Raw genomic sequence first — 17,755 nt, 5'->3', positions numbered from 1 at the left:
TGGCATGCCATGGTTGTTGGAATTCACGCCTTCGCGCCAAGCATCAATTCTTGAATGACTGCCTGTGCGGAAACGGCATCCTGGCGGTCAATCGCACCGGAGAGGCGATTGTCCTGCTCAAGGCGATCCACGACCTTCAGCATGCGCTTGACGGTCTGGATGTTCACCTCGCATTCGTGAACCGGATCGAGGCCGGTCATGTCGGGAAACGTGTCGAAGTAGATGGCGCCTTCGTAGCCATCCTTGCGGATCTGACGGAGCAGCTCGATCGTCTGCTGTGTGTGGACGGCACCGACCATCAACCCGTCGTCACGCTTGGCATAGCCGTCATTAAGATGAACGCCGAGAAGGCGGCTGTAGCGGGCGATCAATGCAGCGGCGAAGGCCGGCTGCTCGTCTGCATAAAGGACATGGGCGAAGTCGAGGGTGACGCCGAGATTGGGCAGCCCGATCTCCTTGATTGCCAGAAGCGTCGTCGCGCAGTCCGGCATCAGGCTGTACGAGCGTGGCTCGTTCGGCTTGTATTCGATGCTGATCTGGCAGTCCGGATCATGTTCGCAAACTTCACGAATTCCTGATATCTCGTGTTGCCATAACGTTGCGTAGTCGGCCTGGAAAGCATAGTCGAAGCCATCCTGACCGAGCCAGATGGTCATCAGGTTGCTGCCAGCCTCGCGCGCCGCATCGATCCCTTTCTTCGTAAGATCGATCGCCTCGCGACGAACTGCAGGGTCGGGATTGGTGAAAGCGCCGATTTTGAAAGCCGGGTTGGTGTAGTAGCGCATCGCGAAGCCGTTGATCGCAAGCCCCGTATCCCCAATTCGGCTTGCGAGCTCACGCGGATTTTCGGAGACGTGATCGGGATAATTGAGATCAAGATCCGTCAAACCCTCAACCTTTGCCGCGCGGGCGACCATTTGCGCCACCGTCGGCTTGCCCGAAAGATCAGGCCATTCGGCATGCGGCCGCGAGGCGAAAGAGTTAAGGCGGGTGGCGAATTTCAAATTGGTCACTGGACTACGCTCATATCGTTAGATGTTGGGTTTACTTCACATATTAATGCCGTTTTGTAAAGTTATGAAATGTTGTGCGGCGCACCATTTCGCGCGACCATGTTCGTCCTGGGTCAGCAGGGGTGGCGCCGCGCTATTTCACCGCGCCCGCCGTCAGGCCCTTAACGATGTAGCGCTCGAGGAATATGCCGATGAGCACCAGCGGCAGAATGGCGGCACTGGCGATCGCTGCCATCGACCACCAGTTGATGCCCTGCGATCCGGTCTGGCTTGCGACCATCACCGGCAGTGTCTTGGCATCGGTGCTGGTCAGAAGCGCCGCGAAGAAATACTCGTTCCAGCAGAGAATAACGGACAGGATGAAGGCTGCGACCATGCCGGGCAGCGCGATAGGCAGCACGATCCGCAGGAACGCGCCCCAGATCGAGCAGCCATCAACAAGCGCCGCCTGCTCCAGTTCGAGCGGGATCGTGTCGAACTGGTCGCGCATGATCCAGATGACGATCGGCAGCACCATCAGCGTGTAGACCAGGATGAGGCCGACAAGCGAGTCCAGCAGCATCAGTTGCTTGTAGAGAACCAGGAAGGGCATTGCGAGCACGACCGGTGGCAGGATGAGCTGTGACAGGAAGAAGAAGGAGATGTCCTTGTTGCGCATCCAGAGGAATTTGTAGGAGAACCGGCTGAGGCCATAGGCCGCAAGCGATCCGATGATGACGGCGAAAAGCGAGGCACCCGCCGACGCGACGATGCTGTTGAAGAACCGGTGAATGAACTCGTCGCGCACGGTCGATTGCGCAAAGATCGTGTCAGGCGACAGGCCGAGCGAACGCCAGCCTTTCCAGTCCGGCGTGAAATCCACGAAGGGAATGAGATGGCCCTGGGTGACATTCACCGCGGTCTTGAACGACGTCGTCACCGTCCAGTAGATCGGGAACAGGGAAACGAAAGCCCAAAAAACCAGGGCGGCATAGATCAACATGCCGCGCGTCATGAAACCGGGCAGCGCAAAGCCGCGACGTGCGGGCGTGTCTAAACGTATTGCCCCATGTGCTGTCGACATCGTGTCAGCCCTCAGTTTGTTCTTTGCATCCATCGGCTCGCCCATTTCAGGATGAGTGCGACGAAAACGATGATGATGACGAGATAGACTTCGGCGAGCATGGTGCCGTAGCCAACGTTGGACCGGTCCCGGTATTCCCGGAAGATGAAACTCGATACCGTGTCCGTCGCCCCACCCGGACCGCCCGCCGTGACATTGATGACGATGTCGGCGAGTTTCAGCTCGAATATGATGCGCAGGATCAAGGCGGTCATGCTCACCGGCAGCATCAGCGGAAAGGTAATCTCCTTGAACGATTGCCAGCCGGTGGCGCCATCGACCCGTGCCGCCTCCTTGATTTCCGCAGGCAATGCCTGCAGGCCCGCCAGCAGTAAAATCATGATGAAGGGAATGGAGACCCACGCATCCATGGCCATGATCGATAATCGCGCCAGCCAGGGAGTCGAGAAAAAGGCAGGATTGTCCCAACCCAGATAGCGTGCCAGTGACGCCGCGGGACCGAAGCGATACTCCATCAGCGACTTGCCGATCATCCAGCTGACGGCGACCGGACTTAGCATCAACGGCAATAGGAACGCGACGCGGAAGAACTTGCGTGCCTTGATCTCCGCGTTGAGCAGAAGAGCCAGGCCGAAGGCGATGGTATATTGAACGAGAACCGCCAGAACATAGTAGACCATGTTCAAGAGCGCATTCCAGAAATAGGCATCCGCCAAAAGCGTGCGGAAATTGTCGAGACCGTTGAAGTGTCGTCCCGCGACCGCACTGAGGTTCCAATCGGTAAACGCGATGTAGAGGCCGAAGATGGTCGGAAAAATCACCATCGCGACGGTAAAAAGAACCGCTGGAAGGACGAAGGCCGCGCGCTCGCCCGCCTCACCGCGGATCATCACCTGGGATATGCCGAAGATCACCGCCCAGATGAGATAGACATAGAGCAAAGGCCGCCAGCTTTGAAAGCCGAGCGTGGCGACACCCAGGGCGTCGAGCGACTGAAGCGCCAGGACTGTGAGGAAGGCGACGGTCGCGAATGCCAGCAGAGACCTACCCAGCAGGACATGCTTTCCCGCAGGAGCAGAACGGCGCGCTGCGAACAGTTCGTTCGTGACCAGCGTCATTGACTGAGACATGGCAGCAGACCCTCACGGCCGAAGTTTGGAAATTGTCTCTGGAGTTCCGGCGACATGGGAGAGTCATGCCGCCGGGACCTCGCGGTTAAGCCCTTGAGGCGATTGGCCTCAGGCTCAAACGCCGAGCGACGCCTTGTAGAGCGCTATCTGCTTGTCACGACCCAGCTGATCGGTGATCTTTTCCCAGGCAACAGCGATTGCATCCGCCCCATCCTGGGCTGTCATCTGCCCGGCAAACACCTTGGCCAGCTCATCTTCGGCGACGCTGTAATACTGGAAGATGCCGGGAATGCGCGGCTCGATGGCAGCATTGGGGTGATTGTACGAGTTCGACTGCGAGGCGAGGTAGTTCGAGATGAAGGCCTCGTCGTAGCCAGCTGTCGCCCATTCCTTGATGTTGAACTGGCTCTTGCGATAGCACTGGAAACCGGACGGATATGCCGCCATCCACAGAGCCAGGTCCTTGCCGCCGAGATGGGCGGCGGCGCTCCAGGCTGCCTTCTTCTTTTTTTCGTCGCTGTCGACCCGGGCCATGACGTAGACACCCCATCCGAGGTAGGCCATGTTCGGAGCATGGTTCGGACCACTCGGCAGCTTGTCCCATTGACCGGTCTTCGAATTGTAGACGTCGTCAGAACCAGGCAGGATGTCAAACGCGACAGTATCACCCACCACCGAACTGTCGCTGGTGCGCGCGCCCGAACCAACATCGCCCCACCAGGAAACCATGGAGCCGGTACCCGCCAGGAACTGCTGGAACGCGGTGGTGCCAGGGTCTGCATTCAGCTGATCTCCAGACTCCGACGGCAACGCGTCGATCACGTCCTGAATGGCCCGAACCCAAGCCGGGTTGTTGATCCGCGGCTTCATCGTGTCGATGTCGAAGAGCCAGGCCTTGTCGTCCGGATGCTTGGCATAGGCGGTGGCGCGGCTGCCGAGGAAATAGAAGCCGAAGCCACCCCAGGCTTTCGGCGCATCTAGATAGCCGATCGCTTGCGTGCCGCCGATCGTCTTACCCTTGAGAAACTTGGTAACTTCCTGAACCTTCTGCCAGGTCCTGGGCACACCCCACTCGCCCTCGTGCCCCTCGTCCTTCCAGGCCTTTGCCAGATCGGCATTGGTAAAGTAGTCGGCGCGGTAGTTGAAGTTGTGACAATCGCCATCAACCGAGATGCGATACGTCTTGCCGTCCCAGGTTCCGACCGGCGCCTTGAGGTAGTCGACATAGTCGTCCATATCGATCTGGGCCTTGACCCAGTCAGGCATCTCGGATGCGAGCCCCTTGCCGCAGACGTCGCCTTCGAAAGGCGCGCCCATCTCCAGGATATCGAAATCCACTGTCCCGGTGGCGATCGCCTGCTGCAGACGCGGATTATAGTCTGCCTGCGCCAGATCGATCCACGAAATCTTGGCGCCGGTGTAGTCTTCCCAGGATTTCAGGAAGCCACGGAAGATCACATTGTGAAGATTCTGGTTGTTGAGACCCATGAAAGACAGTTCGACGCCGGCAAATTCCCCCTGCTTCACGCTGCTCTTGGTGGCGCCGAGGCACAGTTCCCCAACCTTCTGCCAATCCGCATCGGTCGGCGCCCCCTTGCCGACACCGGGAATCTGCAGGATCTGGCTGCGCAAGGACGCGTCCTGCGCGCTGGCGCTGTCAACAGCGCCGAGAATGGTGCCGGCGGCGGCAAGAGCCCCCAGACTTGCGCCGGTCTTCAAAATGGCGCGGCGGCTCAGCCCGATCGCCATCATTCTTTCGAAGTCACTGACCTTCATAATTCACTCCTCCCGTTGAACAAATCACCGCATGTGATGGGTATCGGCCGAGCCCTGCGCTCGACGAAGCGGCTCTTAATCGAGCCGCAATCCGGTTTTCAGATCGAAAAGATTCACGGACGCCGGGTTTGGCGTCATTGCCATCGGCTGGCCGGATTGATCCTCCACCCGGTCGCGAAAGACGCCGATAACCTTCTGGTTGCCGATCCGGGCAAAGACCTGTGTCTCTGATCCCGTCGTTTCCACGACAGTGACGTTGGCCGTCACTTCGCCGCCAAGTGCGAAATGCTCCGGCCGGATGCCGTAGAAGGCGGGTCGACCGTCGGAGCCTTCGGGTGCACGAACAAGCGGCAGCCGGATACCGTCGTCGGTCTCAAAAAAGGGTGCCCCGGACGCCCGGATGTAGCCTTTGAGCTGGTTCATCGACGGCGAGCCTATGAAACCGGCAACGAAAGTGTTGGCCGGCTTGTCATAAAGTTCGAGCGGTGAACCAATCTGTTCGACGCGTCCGTCCCGCAGGACAACGATGCGATCCGCCATTGTCATCGCCTCGACCTGGTCATGGGTCACATAGATCATCGTGGTCGCAAGCCGCCGCTGCAATTCCTTGATCTCCGCGCGCATCTGCACGCGCAGCTTCGCATCCAGATTGGAAAGCGGTTCATCGAACAGAAAAACCTTGGGATCGCGCACGATCGCCCGTCCCATGGCGACACGTTGTCTCTGGCCCCCGGAGAGTTGACGCGGATAGCGTGCGAGATAAGGAACCAGATCGAGAATCTCGGCTGCTTTCTTCACACGGTCATCGATGCCCCATTTTGGCTCTCCGCGCATTTTCAGTGCGAAGCCCATGTTCTCGGCGACGGTCTTGTGGGGATAGAGCGCGTAGCTCTGGAACACCATGGCGATGTCGCGATCTTTGGGCGGCAGATCGTTCACCACCTGGCCGTCGATGCGAATATCGCCGAATGTGATCGGCTCCAGGCCCGCGACCATGCGCAGAAGCGTGGATTTGCCGCAGCCCGAAGGGCCAACTAGGACCACGAACTCGCCATCGCGTATTTCCACAGAAACCCCGTGAATAACCGCCAGGCTTCCATAGGCTTTGCCAACATTCACGATATCCATGGATGCCAATGCGCATTCCTCCCCGTTCGTCGCGCTCCTCACGACGTTTGATCCCCCTCCAAAAGAAGGCGGTGGGTCTCGCATCATGCAATACCCACTGCCTCTGATCGGTCCTGGGAGGGACATCACTACGGCGTCAACTTCACATAACATCGTAATCTTGTAAAGTATTTCATTTGCGGGGGTAGAATTTTACTTCGACCTGCGTTCTCCTCGCCCGGTCCGAAGCAAGGGCGGGATCGCCAGACCCGTCATTCCTCTATCCAGCAAACGTCTCGAGTATCGCGTGAAGCAGCGGTTGCAAACATCACGGCACACATGTATTTCTGTAAAGCTATGACCAAGAAAGGTGCTTGATGCTTAAAGGAATCGATCCGATCATCAATGCTGAACTGATCCATGCGTTGATGCTGATGGGACACGGGGACCAACTGGTCTTGTGCGATATCAACCATCCCGCCCAGACCATCGCCCGACACACGACTTACGGTCGTCTCCTATACATGTCCGGCTGCGGTCTTGAGCGTGCGGCGGAAGCAATTCTAAAGCTTTTTCCGCTCGACACGTTCGTCGATGCACCCGTGAAACGGATGCAGGTTGTCGGCGACCCGGAAAGCCACATGCCGATTTTCTCCGCGATGCAGGCAGTGATAGATCGGGCCGAGGAAAAACCGATCGAGGTGGAGGCATTGGAACGCTTGGCGTTTTACGAGGCTGCAAAAAACTCGTTCGCGATTGTCAGAACGTCGGATCCAGGTCCCTACGGATGCTTTATTTTCAGCAAGGGGGTTGTCTAGCAGTAGGGTTTTTCGGCATTGCAATAGTTGATAACGCACTGCAATATAACTGTCATAAATCTGTACAGTTTGGATGCCGTGCGATGAGGATTTGCATCTATAAGTCGGACAGAGCACCTGAGCTTACCCTCTTGCTGCGTGAGGGCTTGCCTGTACCGCTCGATACCAAGGTAGACAAATGGATCAAAATCAAGGTCGTCACCGACAGGGAAATGAGAGCCGACCTTTTGAATCAAATTGGCGGCGCGGGGTACGCTTTAGTTCGGCTTGGCGCGATTAGGCAACATTAGGCAATTACCTTGCTGCCACGTTGTCACGACATCAATGCCCCTCCCGCCTTTTTTGCGATGTTAGAGAATGGCAGTGCTGGCAATGTCCCAGCTAGGCGGAGTCTGCGATGGGACGGTCGCTTGAACAGGCCATCAAATGCTTGGCAAAGCCGATGAAACACGCAGCGTGAGAACGCCGCACGGCTATCGGGCGAGAAACTCACACAAGATAAATGCAAGTCGCTCTCCCTATACGCCGGCGTGCCAATTAAGCATGGTGCTGATCTGCAGTGGACGTGCTATCGTACGTTAGAGCATCGCTTTGAGGTTGTGTTGGCGACGTTCCTGCCGAGTGATGGCTCGCTGCGCGAGTTTTCGGCCCATGAGGGCCATTTCCATGTCAAAAGAACCGATTGTCCATTTCGAAGCGGCGAGTACGCTTGCGGTGGTGGTCTCATCGAACGAGCCGCTGCTTTTCCTGTCCGCAGACCAAAAGGTCATTGCAGCCAGCACGTCCTTCTGCCGGACCTTCGAGATTGATCCTGCGACAATTCCCGGCAGAGCACTCGGTGAACTAGGAGGCGGCGAATGGGCAATGCCCAGGCTTGCTTCGCTGCTGAAAGCGACAGCGTCCGGGAGTACAAGGATCGAGGCCTACGAGATCGACCTCAAACGGCCTGACCGGAAGACACGTCAGTTGATCGTCAATGCGCAGGTTCTCGACGACGGCGACAAGGACCATATCCGGCTGCTGGTGGCCATCACCGACGTGACTGACGCGCGTGCCGAAGCAAAACAGAAAGACGACCTGGTCCGGGAGAAAGCAATCCTGATTCAGGAGGTCCAGCACCGGGTCGCAAACAGCCTTCAGATCATTGCGAGCGTTCTCATGCAGAGTGCCCGTCGGGTGCAGTCCGAGGAAGCGCGCGGACATCTTCACAACGCCCATAACCGGGTCATGTCGATCGCGGCCGTACAGCGACAGCTCTCAACATCACCTGGCGGCATCGTCGAACTCCGCAGCTACTTCACGCAACTTTGCGAAAGCCTCGGCGCATCGATGATTGCCGATGAGGATCGGCTCTCGATTTCGGTGACAGTCGATGACAGCGCCGTTGAAGCGGACGTGTCCATAAGCCTGGGACTGATCGTGACGGAATTGGTGATCAATGCTCTTAAGCACGCCTTCCCGAAACAGGAGACTGGTAGGATCGTGATCGACTATCGCTCGACAGGCACTGACTGGACCCTCATCGTCACTGACAACGGCGTCGGCATGCCGGCCGGTAGCGACGCACCCAAGGCCGGCCTCGGCACCGGCATCGTCGAGGCGCTTGCCAGGAATCTGCAGGGCGAAATACAGTTGAACGATGCTAGCCCTGGAACCGCCGTGACAATCAGTCATCGCGGTGACGCCGAGCGCCGAACCAGAATTCCGGCGGCGGCATAGGAACCGATCTCTCGCCGAAACGCTAACCCAAGCCCGGGCTTTCCGGGTTCACACGAAAATCGAGCGACATATGTTTAATGGCAAGGCGGTCGTCCTGGTGGTCGAAGACAGCGCGATCATTCGAATGGGCGCCGTCGACCTGGTGCAATCTGCAGGCTACGAGGCGCTTGAAGCGAGCAATGCCGACGCGGCAATTCGCATCCTGGAATCGAGAGCCGACATCGACCTGGTGTTTACCGACGTGCAGATGCCGGGAACGATGGACGGCATCAAGCTATCGCACTACATCCGCAATCGATGGCCGCCGGTGAAGCTGATCGTTGCTTCCGGCAGGGCGATCCTCGAAGAGAGCAGCCTTCCTGAGGGAAGCCGGTTCTTTTCAAAGCCCTACAACAATCATACCATCGCAGACGCAATGGCAGCTATGCTTTCGAGCGACTTTAGGATCCCCGCCGCATAAAGGAGCCGCTTCAGCTGCCGGAGCTGTCCTGTGCTAATTTCTCTTGTATAGCTGGTGGGAAAGAGACCGGCCAGGGAACAAGGCAGACATGTCGATCCAGCGCACGAGCTTTTACGTCCTTCTGGCGGTCGTGACGATTGCGTTCATCTGGCTGCTTATCCCCTATTACAGCGCTGTCTTCTGGGCCGTCATCCTCGCGATCATCTTCTTTCCCGTTCACAAGCGACTGGAGCGTTTGTTAGGGGGCCGTCGCAGCATTGCCGCCCTGCTGACGGTGTTGATGTGCATATGCCTCGTTATCGTGCCGGCAATGATCATTCTCGGTTCTCTTATCCAGGAAGGAACCAGCCTGTATCAACGGATCAGCAGCAACGAAATCGATCTCAATGGTTATCTGGTCCGGATCCAGAATGCCTTGCCCGGCTTCATCGACAACTGGCTGACGTCACTGAAACTCGGTGGATTTTCGGAACTGCGCGCGAATATCTCCTCCGGCGTCGTGCAGGCAAGCCGGTCGGTCGGCGGCGGTCTGCTCAGTTTTGGTCAAAATACGCTGCAGTTCTTTATCAGCTTCGGCATCATGCTGTATCTGCTCTTCTTCCTGTTCAGGGATAGCGGGGACCTCAGAGGCAAGATCCGACATGCAATTCCGTTGAGCGATGACTATACACGGCAGTTTCTCGACAAGTTTTCCGCTGTCGTTCGCGCCACCGTCAAGGGAAACATCATCATCGCGATCGTCCAGGGAACGATCGGCGGCGTGACATTCTGGGCTCTGGGGATTGAGGCCGCCTTGCTGTGGGGTGTGACAATGACGTTCCTGTCGATGCTGCCCGCAATTGGCGCGGCGCTCGTATGGGTTCCGGCCGCCATCTGGCTGGTCCTCACGGGGGCCTGGCTGAAGGCATCGATCCTGGTCCTCATCGGCATATTCGTTATCGGGCTGATCGACAATCTGCTGCGCCCGCCGTTGGTCGGCAAGGGAACGCGGCTGCCCGACTACGTCGTGCTGATCTCGACCGTCGGTGGCATCTCCCTGTTCGGCATCAATGGCTTCGTCATCGGCCCCTTGATCGCCGCCTTGTTTATCGCGGCATGGTCGCTTTTCGCCGAACAGCAGAGCGCTGAAAGAGCAAAGTCCAAGAATATGGAATGACTGGTCCATAGGTTCCTGGCACTTTGGGACGGGAGTGACGACGCGCAGGTGGTCGGAGAGCTTGCGAGCGTATGTGATAGATGTGGTGGCTCGGCTAATGCCGATGCCCAGAACCCGAGAACACTCATGTCGCAAATCCGTATCCACCATCGTACGATCTATCGCTACCGCTATGCGGTGAATCTTAGGCCTCACCGGCTGATGCTGAGGCCACGCGAGGGCAGAGATCTCCGGCTGCTTTCGCATGAAGTGTCGACAACGCCACAAACCCAGATCAGTTGGGCGACCGATGTATTCGGCAACGCGGTTGCCACCGCGGTTTTCAGCGACATGACCGATGTCCTGACCGTCGACAGCGTCGCCTTGGTCGACCTTACCGCGGCCGCATGGCCGATCTTTGCTATTGCAGGCTCCGCCATTACCTTTCCCTTCCGCTATTCGGATGAGGAATGGACCGATCTCGGCGCGCTGACGGCTCGGCAGTATGCCGACCCGTTCCAAAAACTCCAGACGTGGGCGCAAGGGTTTGTCGCAAGCAGTTCGACGGACACGCTCTCGCTTCTCAAGGACATAAGTGCGGGGGTGTCTTCATCAATCTCCTATCAAAGCCGTGAGGCGGAAGGCACACAGACGCCGATCCAAACGCTCGAACGTGGTTGGGGATCATGCCGTGACTTCGCCGTGCTGTTTGTTGAAACTGTTCGTTGTCTGGGCTTTGGAGCCCGCATCGTGTCGGGATACCTGTTCAATCCCGATCGAATATTGCTTGGTTCGCAGGATCAGGGCTCGACGCATGCCTGGGTCGAGGTGTTCGTCCCCGGCGCTGGATGGATCACATTTGATCCGACCAATCGCAGCATGGGCGGGGCCAATCATATCCCCGTCGCCGTCACCCGTGATATCGCGCAATCCGTTCCCGTGGCCGGCAGCTTCGTTGGTGCCTCCGACGTATTCAGATCCATGGACGTGGAGGTTGAGGTGTCCGCGTGAGCTTCGCAGCAGACACCTCCGCGGAGTACGATCACCGGTGCTAACTTAGCTGCGCCGGAGTCTTGGGCGCACTGTCAGCATTCTATGACGGGTACACGGCTGCACGTATTGAGCGTGTCACCAAGCTGCTTTAGCAGCGCTAACAATTGCGACCCCTCTTTTTCAGAAAGTGGCGCAAGAAGCCGCGCGCGGGCCCGTCCCGCCGCAGCTGTCGCCTTTTCGAGCATCTCTCGCCCTTCCTGACTCGCATAGAGCTTTCGCGCCCGTTTGTCTGCCGGGTCCACTTCCCTTCGGATCAGACCGCGCTTTTCCAACCGCTCGACGCATTTGGTGACGGAGGAGCGGTCAAGCGCAATCCGCTCGCCAAGCGTGCTTTGGTCGGCACCCGGTTCCAAGGCAATCAAGGAAAGCGCGGAAAATTGTGTTGGCGACATATCCAGTTCAGCGGCTTCTTCCATGAAAATGGCAACGGAAATCTGATGGCAGCGCCGGATCAAAAAACCAGGCGCCGCAGTCACGTCACTCATGAAATTCATCGTCATCTTCATCCTCCCGCAGATTGACAATCTCGAAATAGTGTCATAGCTGAAATTCAGCTATCAAACTTTTTTCATTTTTGAAAGCGCCGCGATGTAGCGCTTCTATCACTCCACCTTACCGACCAATATCCGCATTCCACATCAGTTCCTCCGAGCAATAAGCGAAAGGCGAACATGCGCGTTTGTTCATCCGGGAAAGATCGATGCCCCGTCGACATCCGCTAGCTTAATCTCTCACTGGAGATTAGCCAGCCCGGCCTAATATGGCCTCGGCTTGCTGTGGAGGCCCCAGGCCTGCGCCCAAGGCCGCAAGCACCGCCGCTGAGGACATTTGCCCTCGCGCTATCCGTCATCAATCGAGGTCTCATCCCATGACAGACAAGTCAGGTGCCGACTTAAGTCGACGTCAGGTCCTTCTTTCGTCAGCCGCAGCATTCTTCGTCACCGTTGCGGGCAATGCGGGCGCGACAATCATCCGGGGCGTGGCGCCTTTCAAGCCGTTCGATTACAATCCTCCTGAAACGCTGAGTCCCGGCGGCTGGTACTTCTTTACATCGGACGAGGCCCGGGCGATGGATGCCTTGGTCTCGCGCATCATTCCGGCCGACGATTTAAGTGTCAGCGGCAAGGACGCGGGGTGTGCGATCTTTATTGATCGTCAGCTTGCGGGATCCTATGGCTCATCAGAACGGCTCTACATGAAGGGACCGTTTGTCCCGGGGACGCCCGAGCAGGGTGACCAATCCGCACTGGTACCACGTGAGCGCTACCGCATCGGTCTTGCGGCTCTTGACAAGCACTGTCGTAGCGCGCTCGGCAAACCCTTCTCCGAGCTCTCGCCCGCCGATCAGGATAAGACTATCTCGGGAATGGAAAGTGGCGACATCAGCTTGGACGGCATCGATTCAAAGATGTTTTTCGGCCAGCTCCTGGCCAACACGATGGAAGGCTTTTTCGCCGATCCGATCTATGGCGGAAACCGCGACATGGTTTCCTGGAAGATGATCGGCTTTCCCGGCGCGCGCTATGATTATCGCGAGTACATCGAGCGCCACAATGAGAAGCTTGACCTGCCGCCGCTTAGCATTGCGGGCCGGCCCGAATGGACGAAGAAGGGATAAGCCGATGGCAACGAAGCTTCCAAAGACCGATGCCGTCATCATCGGGCTCGGCTGGGCCGGATCGATCATCGCCAATGAACTGACCGACGAAGGGCTTGATGTGGTAGCCCTTGAGCGCGGGCCCTGGCGCGACACGGCCGCCGACTTCAATTTGGCGTCTGCGGCCGACGAATTGCGATACGCCCAGCGGCAGGATCTGATGCTGCGCACTGCCCAGAACACCATCACGATGCGCAACGATCCCTCCCAAACGGCATTGCCGATGCGCAGCTGGGGCTCGTTCCATCCAGGCAACGGCACGGGAGGAGCGGGCAATCACTGGGCCGGCATCACCTTCCGGTTTCAGCCCGAAGAATTTCGCTTGAAGAGCCATCTGACGGAAAAGTACGGCGCGTCCGCCATTCCGGAAGAGCTGACCCTGCAGGATTGGGGTACCGACTGGAGCGAAATGGAGCCCTTTTACGACGCTTTCGACAAAGTGGCCGGAACCTCCGGCAAGGCCGGCAACCTGCAGGGCCGGATCCAGGACGGCGGCAATCCTTTTGAAGGAGCGCGCAGCAGTGAATATCCGACCAGGCCACTGAAGCAGCCCTACGGCCCGACGCTCTTTGCCGAGGCTGCACGCAATCTCGGCTATAAGCCCTTCCCGGTGCCTTCCGCCTTGATCTCCGAGCCCTATACCAATTCGCTCGGCGTCACGATGGGTCCCTGCACTTTCTGCGGCTTCTGCACGAATTACGGCTGCGCCAACTATTCCAAGGCAAGCGCCATCACGACAATCTTGCCGGCGCTCGTGCGCAAGTCCAACTTCACGGCCAGGACTGAATCCGAAGTTCTTCGCATTGTGATGGATTCGACCGGCACGAAGGCGACCGGCGTCATCTTTGTCGATACGTCGGGCAATGAGTGGGAGCAGCCCGCCGACCTCGTGGTTGTCAGCGCCTTCACCTTCGAAAACGTGCGCTTGATGCTGCTTTCGGGCGTCGGCATGGCCTATGATCCGGTATCTAACACCGGCACGACCGGCCGCAACTATGCCTATCAGACCGCAAACAGCGTCCAGCTGTTCTTTGACGACAAGAACTTCAATCCGTTCATCGGCGGCGGCGCCGTAGGCATGGGGATTGACGAGTTCAACAATGACAATTTTGACCATTCCGGGCTCGGCTTCTTCGGCGGCGGCAGCACACGCGTGACGCCGATCGGTGCTGCACCGATCGGCAGCCGCCCGACGCCGCCGGGCACCCCGAAATGGGGCAGTGAATGGAAGAAGCAAACCGTCAAGAACTATCTCTCGACCATGTCGATCGGCTGCGAGGCATCGAGCTATTCGACCCGCAACAACTTCCTGTCCCTGGATCCGACCTACAAGGACAGGCTCGGAAGGCCGCTGCTGCGCGTCACCTTCGACTTTTCTCAGAACGACCTGAAGATGGCACAATACGTTACCAGCAAGGTTGAGGAAATCGCCAAGGCGATGAACCCGCGGCAGATGGTAGCGAACCCCATGAAGGGACACTGGAATAGCGGGCCATACCAGTCGTCGCATGTCGTCGGCGGCTTCATCATGGGCGCCGATCCGAAGACAAGCTCAGTCAACAAATATCTGCAGAGCTGGGATATACCCAATCTTTTCGTGGTCGGCGCTTCGGCCTTCCCGCAGAACCCCGGCTATAATCCGACCGCGACGGTCGGCGCGCTGGCCTTCAAGGCGGCCGATGCAATCCGAACCCAATATGTGAAAAACCCCGGCCCCCTGGTGCAAGCATGAGAAACCTTTCCCTGGTCACAGCAGGCATCCTTGCGCTTGCCGGCAGCGCCGCCTTGGCGCAATCGCCCCGCGGAGATTCCTTCGAACAGATCGAAAAAGGCCGCTATCTGGCCACGCTCGGCGATTGTGCCGCCTGTCACACCCTTCCCGGCGGCAGGCCCTTTGCCGGCGGGGTGACCCTGCAGACGCCCTTCGGCGAGCTCATCGGCGCCAATATCACCCCCGATCCGGAAACCGGTATCGGAAAGATGACGCTTGATGAATTCCAGAGGGTGATGTCGGAAGGTCGAGGGCCTGGTGGCGTGCATCTTTACGGAGCGATGCCGTTCACGGCCTATACAAAAGTTTCGCCGGCCGACAATGCCGCCATCTATGCCTATCTTCGGACGCTCGAACCGGTTCAGAATAAGGTCGAAACCAATCAGCTGCCTTTCCCCTTCAGTGTCCGCGCAAGCCTTCCAGTCTGGAATGCCCTCAACTTTGAAAGGGGCCAGTTTAAGCCGGAAGCTTCGAAATCTGCTGATTGGAACCGCGGGGCCTATATCGTGGAGGGTCTTGGTCACTGCGGCACCTGCCACACACCAAAGAACATGCTCGGTGGCGATAAAACCGGTCAGTTGCTTGCAGGTGGTGCGCTTCAGGACTGGTATGCACCCAACATCACGGCTGACTCGCACCGAGGAATTGGCACGTGGAGCGAGGACGACATCGTCGCCTACCTGAAGACCGGTGCGAACCGTTTCGACACCGCTTCTGGTCCAATGGCTGAGGAAGTGGAGAATTCGAGCCAATACTGGACGGATGCGGACCTCAAGGCTGTGGCCACTTACCTCAAAGACGTTGGCGACGTGGATGCAGCGGCCCCCGCCCCGATCCCGGCGTCCGATGCGTCGATGACAGCCGGTGCGGCCCTCTATGCGGACCGTTGTTCGGCTTGCCACATGCCGAACGGCGAAGGTGTGCCGAAACTCTTCCCGCAGCTCGCCAAAGCTCCGCTTGCCAATAGCGATGACGCAACTAGCTTGATACGGGTGGTTCTGGCCGGCAGCAAGGCCAGCGGCACGCAGGCGGCCCCGACAGGTCCGGCCATGCCGTCTTTTGCTTGGAACCTGTCGGATGCTAATATCGCCAACGTACTTACCTATGTTCGTAATAGCTGGGGCAATGCAGCGCCTGCCGTCACGTCCAATAACGTTGCCGATCTGCGCCAACGATTGCAGGAAAAATAATTGATAGGGCGCTAATAGGCGTAAAGGCCGAAGCACGGCTGAACGGCGTAGATCCTAAGGCCTGGCTCGCCGACATCTGTTCAAGCGTGCGCAGGCGCTGCGGCGCATTTCAACCAGGCATATTTCCTTTGCCGGGCCTTTAAAGATCGAGGCGCCGCAGTAGATCAGACCTGAATTGCCAATGCGACGGACGCAGGCCGGTCCCAGGAGCGATACGCTGGAACGGCACTTGGGGGAACTGAGGGAGGCATATGTCGTGCAGCATCCGGTTCGGAGGTCGAAGATTGATCGTCCCGATATCTACGTGCAGATCGCGGCCTATCGCGATCCCGAGCTTGCCCATACGCTCGACAGCCTGTTTTCCGAGGCCGCCCGTCCCGATCGCCTGCGGGTGCGCGTCTGCTGGCAGCATGCTGAAGACGAAGCGTTGCCCCAGCACCTTGTCTCAGCCAAGGCAATCGAAATCGACGAGGTCAACTTCCGGGAAAGCCGCGGTGCCAACTGGGCCCGACGCCGCGAGCAGCGGTCCTGGCGCTTGGAACCCTATACGATGATCATCGATTCCCATCTTCGCTTTGCGAGGTACTGGGACGATCACCTCGTCGACATGCTGGAAGACCGGCGTTCAGCTGGCTCGCCACGGCCAATCATTACCGGTTATCCACCGGATTTCGATCCGAAGACCTATCCGGCGCGGCGATCGCGCGCGCCGCTCAAGATCTACAAGGAGGCCTATATCGATGGCATGCTCCTGCATTTTGCCGGACACAGGCTGGCCTTGTGGCAATGGCTGCGGTCGCCAATCCCGGCGCTGTTTCTTGCCCTCGGCTTCCTGTTTGCCGACGGCCGCTTCAACACCGACATCCCGCTCGACCCGCATATCTATTTCTTCGGCGACGAGATCACGACGGGACTGAGGGCCTTCTGCCACGGCTACGACTTCTTCCATCCGCATCGTGTGCTTGCCTGGCATATCTACGACCGGATGACGCGGCGCTGCCATTGGGAGGACCACCATGATTGGTCGGATGTCGACCGCCGATCACTTTCGCGCGTCCGCCGTATCCTCGGTGGGCGTGGCCATCGCGACTATCCGCTCGGCAGCCTGCGCCGGCCCTGCGACTACGAAGAGCAGATCGGCCTGCCCTTGCGATTGGGCAGATCAATATGAGCGGGTTTGAAGCCGTCAACGTGGTAACTGTGGTCGACGAGTTCTTGATGCCCGGCGCATGCGATGCGCTGCTGGCAATCGGCGAGGCGGGCGATTGGCTGCCGAGCACGGTTGCGCGCCGCGACGGAACCCTGCTCGGCGGCGGACGCGCCCGCCGCAGCCTGTCGCTTTTCCGGCCGGACTTGCGGACCCTCGCACCGGACCAGTTCGGGGCGATCGAGGCCGAGCTTAACGCCCGTTTTTCGATTGCAGCGTCCCATCTGGAGCCCTGACAGCTGACGCGCTACCGGCGCGGCGACGGTTTCGACTATCACCTTGATTGCGGAGCCCATGGCGACCATCCGGCCGGCGAGCGCCGTCGCACCGTCCTGATCGTGATTGAAGAACCACAGGCCGGCGGAGCGACACATTTTCGCGCCGGTTGACAACATATGTGAAGCACGAGGGTCGGTGGGTCTATCTCCACCGGGCCGTGGATAAGCACGGCGACACAATCGACTTGTACTTGTCGCAGACCCGTAACGCCAAAGCCGGCAAGCGCTTTCCGGACATGGTGCTTGCCGGCTTTGGATTGGGGAAAGCCACGGAGCACCAACGCCGGCAAGGCGCCAACCCATCGGATTGCGATCGCCGATCTCAAGACAGAGGGCAAGTGCTCGAAGGAGACCGCGCATCGACATCCGCGCGGATCA

16 protein-coding genes and 1 pseudogene are annotated in these 17,755 nt (G+C 58.5%); 11 read left to right on the top strand and 6 right to left on the bottom strand.

The window, feature by feature from the left end:
* Positions 1–23: 23 nt before the first annotated feature.
* The 5 genes from JTP94_RS14235 to JTP94_RS14215 all read right to left on the bottom strand — a co-directional run bounded on the left by JTP94_RS14235 (position 24) and on the right by JTP94_RS14215 (position 6,119).
* Entirely contained in the window at positions 24–1,004 is a 981-nt protein-coding gene (locus JTP94_RS14235; protein WP_204851161.1) for a sugar phosphate isomerase/epimerase, read from the bottom strand.
* Between the two features lie 142 nt (positions 1,005–1,146).
* Positions 1,147–2,007: a carbohydrate ABC transporter permease gene (locus tag JTP94_RS14230; protein WP_246754966.1), complete on the bottom strand. Its 861-nt coding sequence runs from the start codon at positions 2,005–2,007 to the stop codon at positions 1,147–1,149.
* A gap of 80 nt (positions 2,008–2,087) precedes the next feature.
* Positions 2,088–3,206, bottom strand: coding sequence for a carbohydrate ABC transporter permease (locus JTP94_RS14225; RefSeq protein WP_246754952.1), 1,119 nt, complete (start codon positions 3,204–3,206; stop codon positions 2,088–2,090).
* Positions 3,207–3,320: 114 nt separating this feature from the next.
* A complete protein-coding gene (locus tag JTP94_RS14220) occupies positions 3,321–4,982 on the bottom strand; it encodes a sugar ABC transporter substrate-binding protein (protein WP_204851136.1) in 1,662 nt (553 codons plus the stop codon).
* Positions 4,983–5,057: 75 nt separating this feature from the next.
* Entirely contained in the window at positions 5,058–6,119 is a 1,062-nt protein-coding gene (locus tag JTP94_RS14215; RefSeq protein ID WP_204851135.1) for an ABC transporter ATP-binding protein, read from the bottom strand.
* Positions 6,120–6,466: 347 nt separating this feature from the next.
* Here JTP94_RS14215 and JTP94_RS14210 point away from each other — a divergent pair, with 347 nt between their 5' ends.
* The 5 genes from JTP94_RS14210 to JTP94_RS14190 all read left to right on the top strand — a co-directional run bounded on the left by JTP94_RS14210 (position 6,467) and on the right by JTP94_RS14190 (position 11,232).
* A complete protein-coding gene (locus JTP94_RS14210) occupies positions 6,467–6,907 on the top strand; it encodes an RbsD/FucU family protein (protein WP_204851134.1) in 441 nt (146 codons plus the stop codon).
* Positions 6,908–7,573: 666 nt separating this feature from the next.
* Entirely contained in the window at positions 7,574–8,626 is a 1,053-nt protein-coding gene (locus JTP94_RS14205) for a sensor histidine kinase (RefSeq protein WP_204851133.1), read from the top strand.
* 70 nt (positions 8,627–8,696) lie between these two features.
* Complete coding sequence (locus JTP94_RS14200) at positions 8,697–9,086, top strand: response regulator (RefSeq protein ID WP_204851132.1); 390 nt, start codon at positions 8,697–8,699, stop codon at positions 9,084–9,086.
* Between the two features lie 88 nt (positions 9,087–9,174).
* On the top strand, positions 9,175–10,242 hold the full coding sequence (locus JTP94_RS14195) for an AI-2E family transporter (RefSeq protein WP_204851131.1): 1,068 nt from the start codon (positions 9,175–9,177) through the stop codon (positions 10,240–10,242).
* Positions 10,243–10,368: 126 nt separating this feature from the next.
* Complete coding sequence (locus tag JTP94_RS14190; RefSeq protein ID WP_204851158.1) at positions 10,369–11,232, top strand: transglutaminase family protein; 864 nt, start codon at positions 10,369–10,371, stop codon at positions 11,230–11,232.
* A gap of 74 nt (positions 11,233–11,306) precedes the next feature.
* Here JTP94_RS14190 and JTP94_RS14185 read toward each other — a convergent pair whose 3' ends face one another.
* On the bottom strand, positions 11,307–11,774 hold the full coding sequence (locus tag JTP94_RS14185) for a MarR family winged helix-turn-helix transcriptional regulator (protein ID WP_204851130.1): 468 nt from the start codon (positions 11,772–11,774) through the stop codon (positions 11,307–11,309).
* Positions 11,775–12,253: 479 nt separating this feature from the next.
* Here JTP94_RS14185 and JTP94_RS14180 point away from each other — a divergent pair, with 479 nt between their 5' ends.
* The 6 genes and pseudogenes from JTP94_RS14180 to JTP94_RS36045 form a co-directional block, all read left to right on the top strand.
* Entirely contained in the window at positions 12,254–12,892 is a 639-nt protein-coding gene (locus JTP94_RS14180; RefSeq protein ID WP_312038166.1) for a gluconate 2-dehydrogenase subunit 3 family protein, read from the top strand.
* A gap of 4 nt (positions 12,893–12,896) precedes the next feature.
* Positions 12,897–14,663: a GMC family oxidoreductase gene (locus JTP94_RS14175; RefSeq protein ID WP_204851128.1), complete on the top strand. Its 1,767-nt coding sequence runs from the start codon at positions 12,897–12,899 to the stop codon at positions 14,661–14,663.
* 53 nt (positions 14,664–14,716) lie between these two features.
* The gene (locus JTP94_RS14170; protein ID WP_246754950.1) at positions 14,717–15,892 is read left to right on the top strand and encodes a c-type cytochrome; all 1,176 of its coding nucleotides are present in this window, start codon (positions 14,717–14,719) and stop codon (positions 15,890–15,892) included.
* A gap of 256 nt (positions 15,893–16,148) precedes the next feature.
* Complete coding sequence (locus JTP94_RS14165; RefSeq protein ID WP_204851126.1) at positions 16,149–17,063, top strand: GlcNAc-transferase family protein; 915 nt, start codon at positions 16,149–16,151, stop codon at positions 17,061–17,063.
* Positions 17,060–17,335, top strand: a complete 276-nt coding sequence (locus JTP94_RS14160; protein WP_204851125.1) for a hypothetical protein — start codon at positions 17,060–17,062, stop codon at positions 17,333–17,335. Before JTP94_RS14165 ends, JTP94_RS14160 begins: the two co-directional genes overlap by 4 nt.
* A gap of 149 nt (positions 17,336–17,484) precedes the next feature.
* Positions 17,485–17,740 (top strand): annotated as a pseudogene (locus JTP94_RS36045) (DDE-type integrase/transposase/recombinase); the annotation flags it as partial.
* Positions 17,741–17,755: the final 15 nt, after the last annotated feature.

The organism is Martinezella lusitana, assembly GCF_016901135.1.
Taxonomy (GTDB): domain Bacteria; phylum Pseudomonadota; class Alphaproteobacteria; order Rhizobiales; family Rhizobiaceae; genus Rhizobium; species Rhizobium lusitanum_D.
This window is presented reverse-complemented; position numbering and strand designations above follow the sequence as displayed.

Excerpts from the sequence above, each read along its gene's own strand:
- JTP94_RS14220 (WP_204851136.1), bottom strand. The coding sequence starts at position 4,982 with ATGAAGGTCAGTGACTTCGAAAGAATGATGGCGATCGGGCTGAGCCGC.
- JTP94_RS14190 (WP_204851158.1), top strand. The coding sequence starts at position 10,369 with ATGTCGCAAATCCGTATCCACCATCGTACGATCTATCGCTACCGCTAT.
- JTP94_RS14160 (WP_204851125.1), top strand. The coding sequence starts at position 17,060 with ATGAGCGGGTTTGAAGCCGTCAACGTGGTAACTGTGGTCGACGAGTTC.
- JTP94_RS14195 (WP_204851131.1), top strand. The coding sequence starts at position 9,175 with ATGTCGATCCAGCGCACGAGCTTTTACGTCCTTCTGGCGGTCGTGACG.
- JTP94_RS14230 (WP_246754966.1), bottom strand. The coding sequence starts at position 2,007 with ATGACGCGCGGCATGTTGATCTATGCCGCCCTGGTTTTTTGGGCTTTC.
- JTP94_RS14175 (WP_204851128.1), top strand. The coding sequence starts at position 12,897 with ATGGCAACGAAGCTTCCAAAGACCGATGCCGTCATCATCGGGCTCGGC.
- JTP94_RS14205 (WP_204851133.1), top strand. The coding sequence starts at position 7,574 with ATGTCAAAAGAACCGATTGTCCATTTCGAAGCGGCGAGTACGCTTGCG.
- JTP94_RS14185 (WP_204851130.1), bottom strand. The coding sequence starts at position 11,774 with ATGACGATGAATTTCATGAGTGACGTGACTGCGGCGCCTGGTTTTTTG.
- JTP94_RS14210 (WP_204851134.1), top strand. The coding sequence starts at position 6,467 with ATGCTTAAAGGAATCGATCCGATCATCAATGCTGAACTGATCCATGCG.
- JTP94_RS14200 (WP_204851132.1), top strand. The coding sequence starts at position 8,697 with ATGTTTAATGGCAAGGCGGTCGTCCTGGTGGTCGAAGACAGCGCGATC.
- JTP94_RS14225 (WP_246754952.1), bottom strand. The coding sequence starts at position 3,206 with ATGTCTCAGTCAATGACGCTGGTCACGAACGAACTGTTCGCAGCGCGC.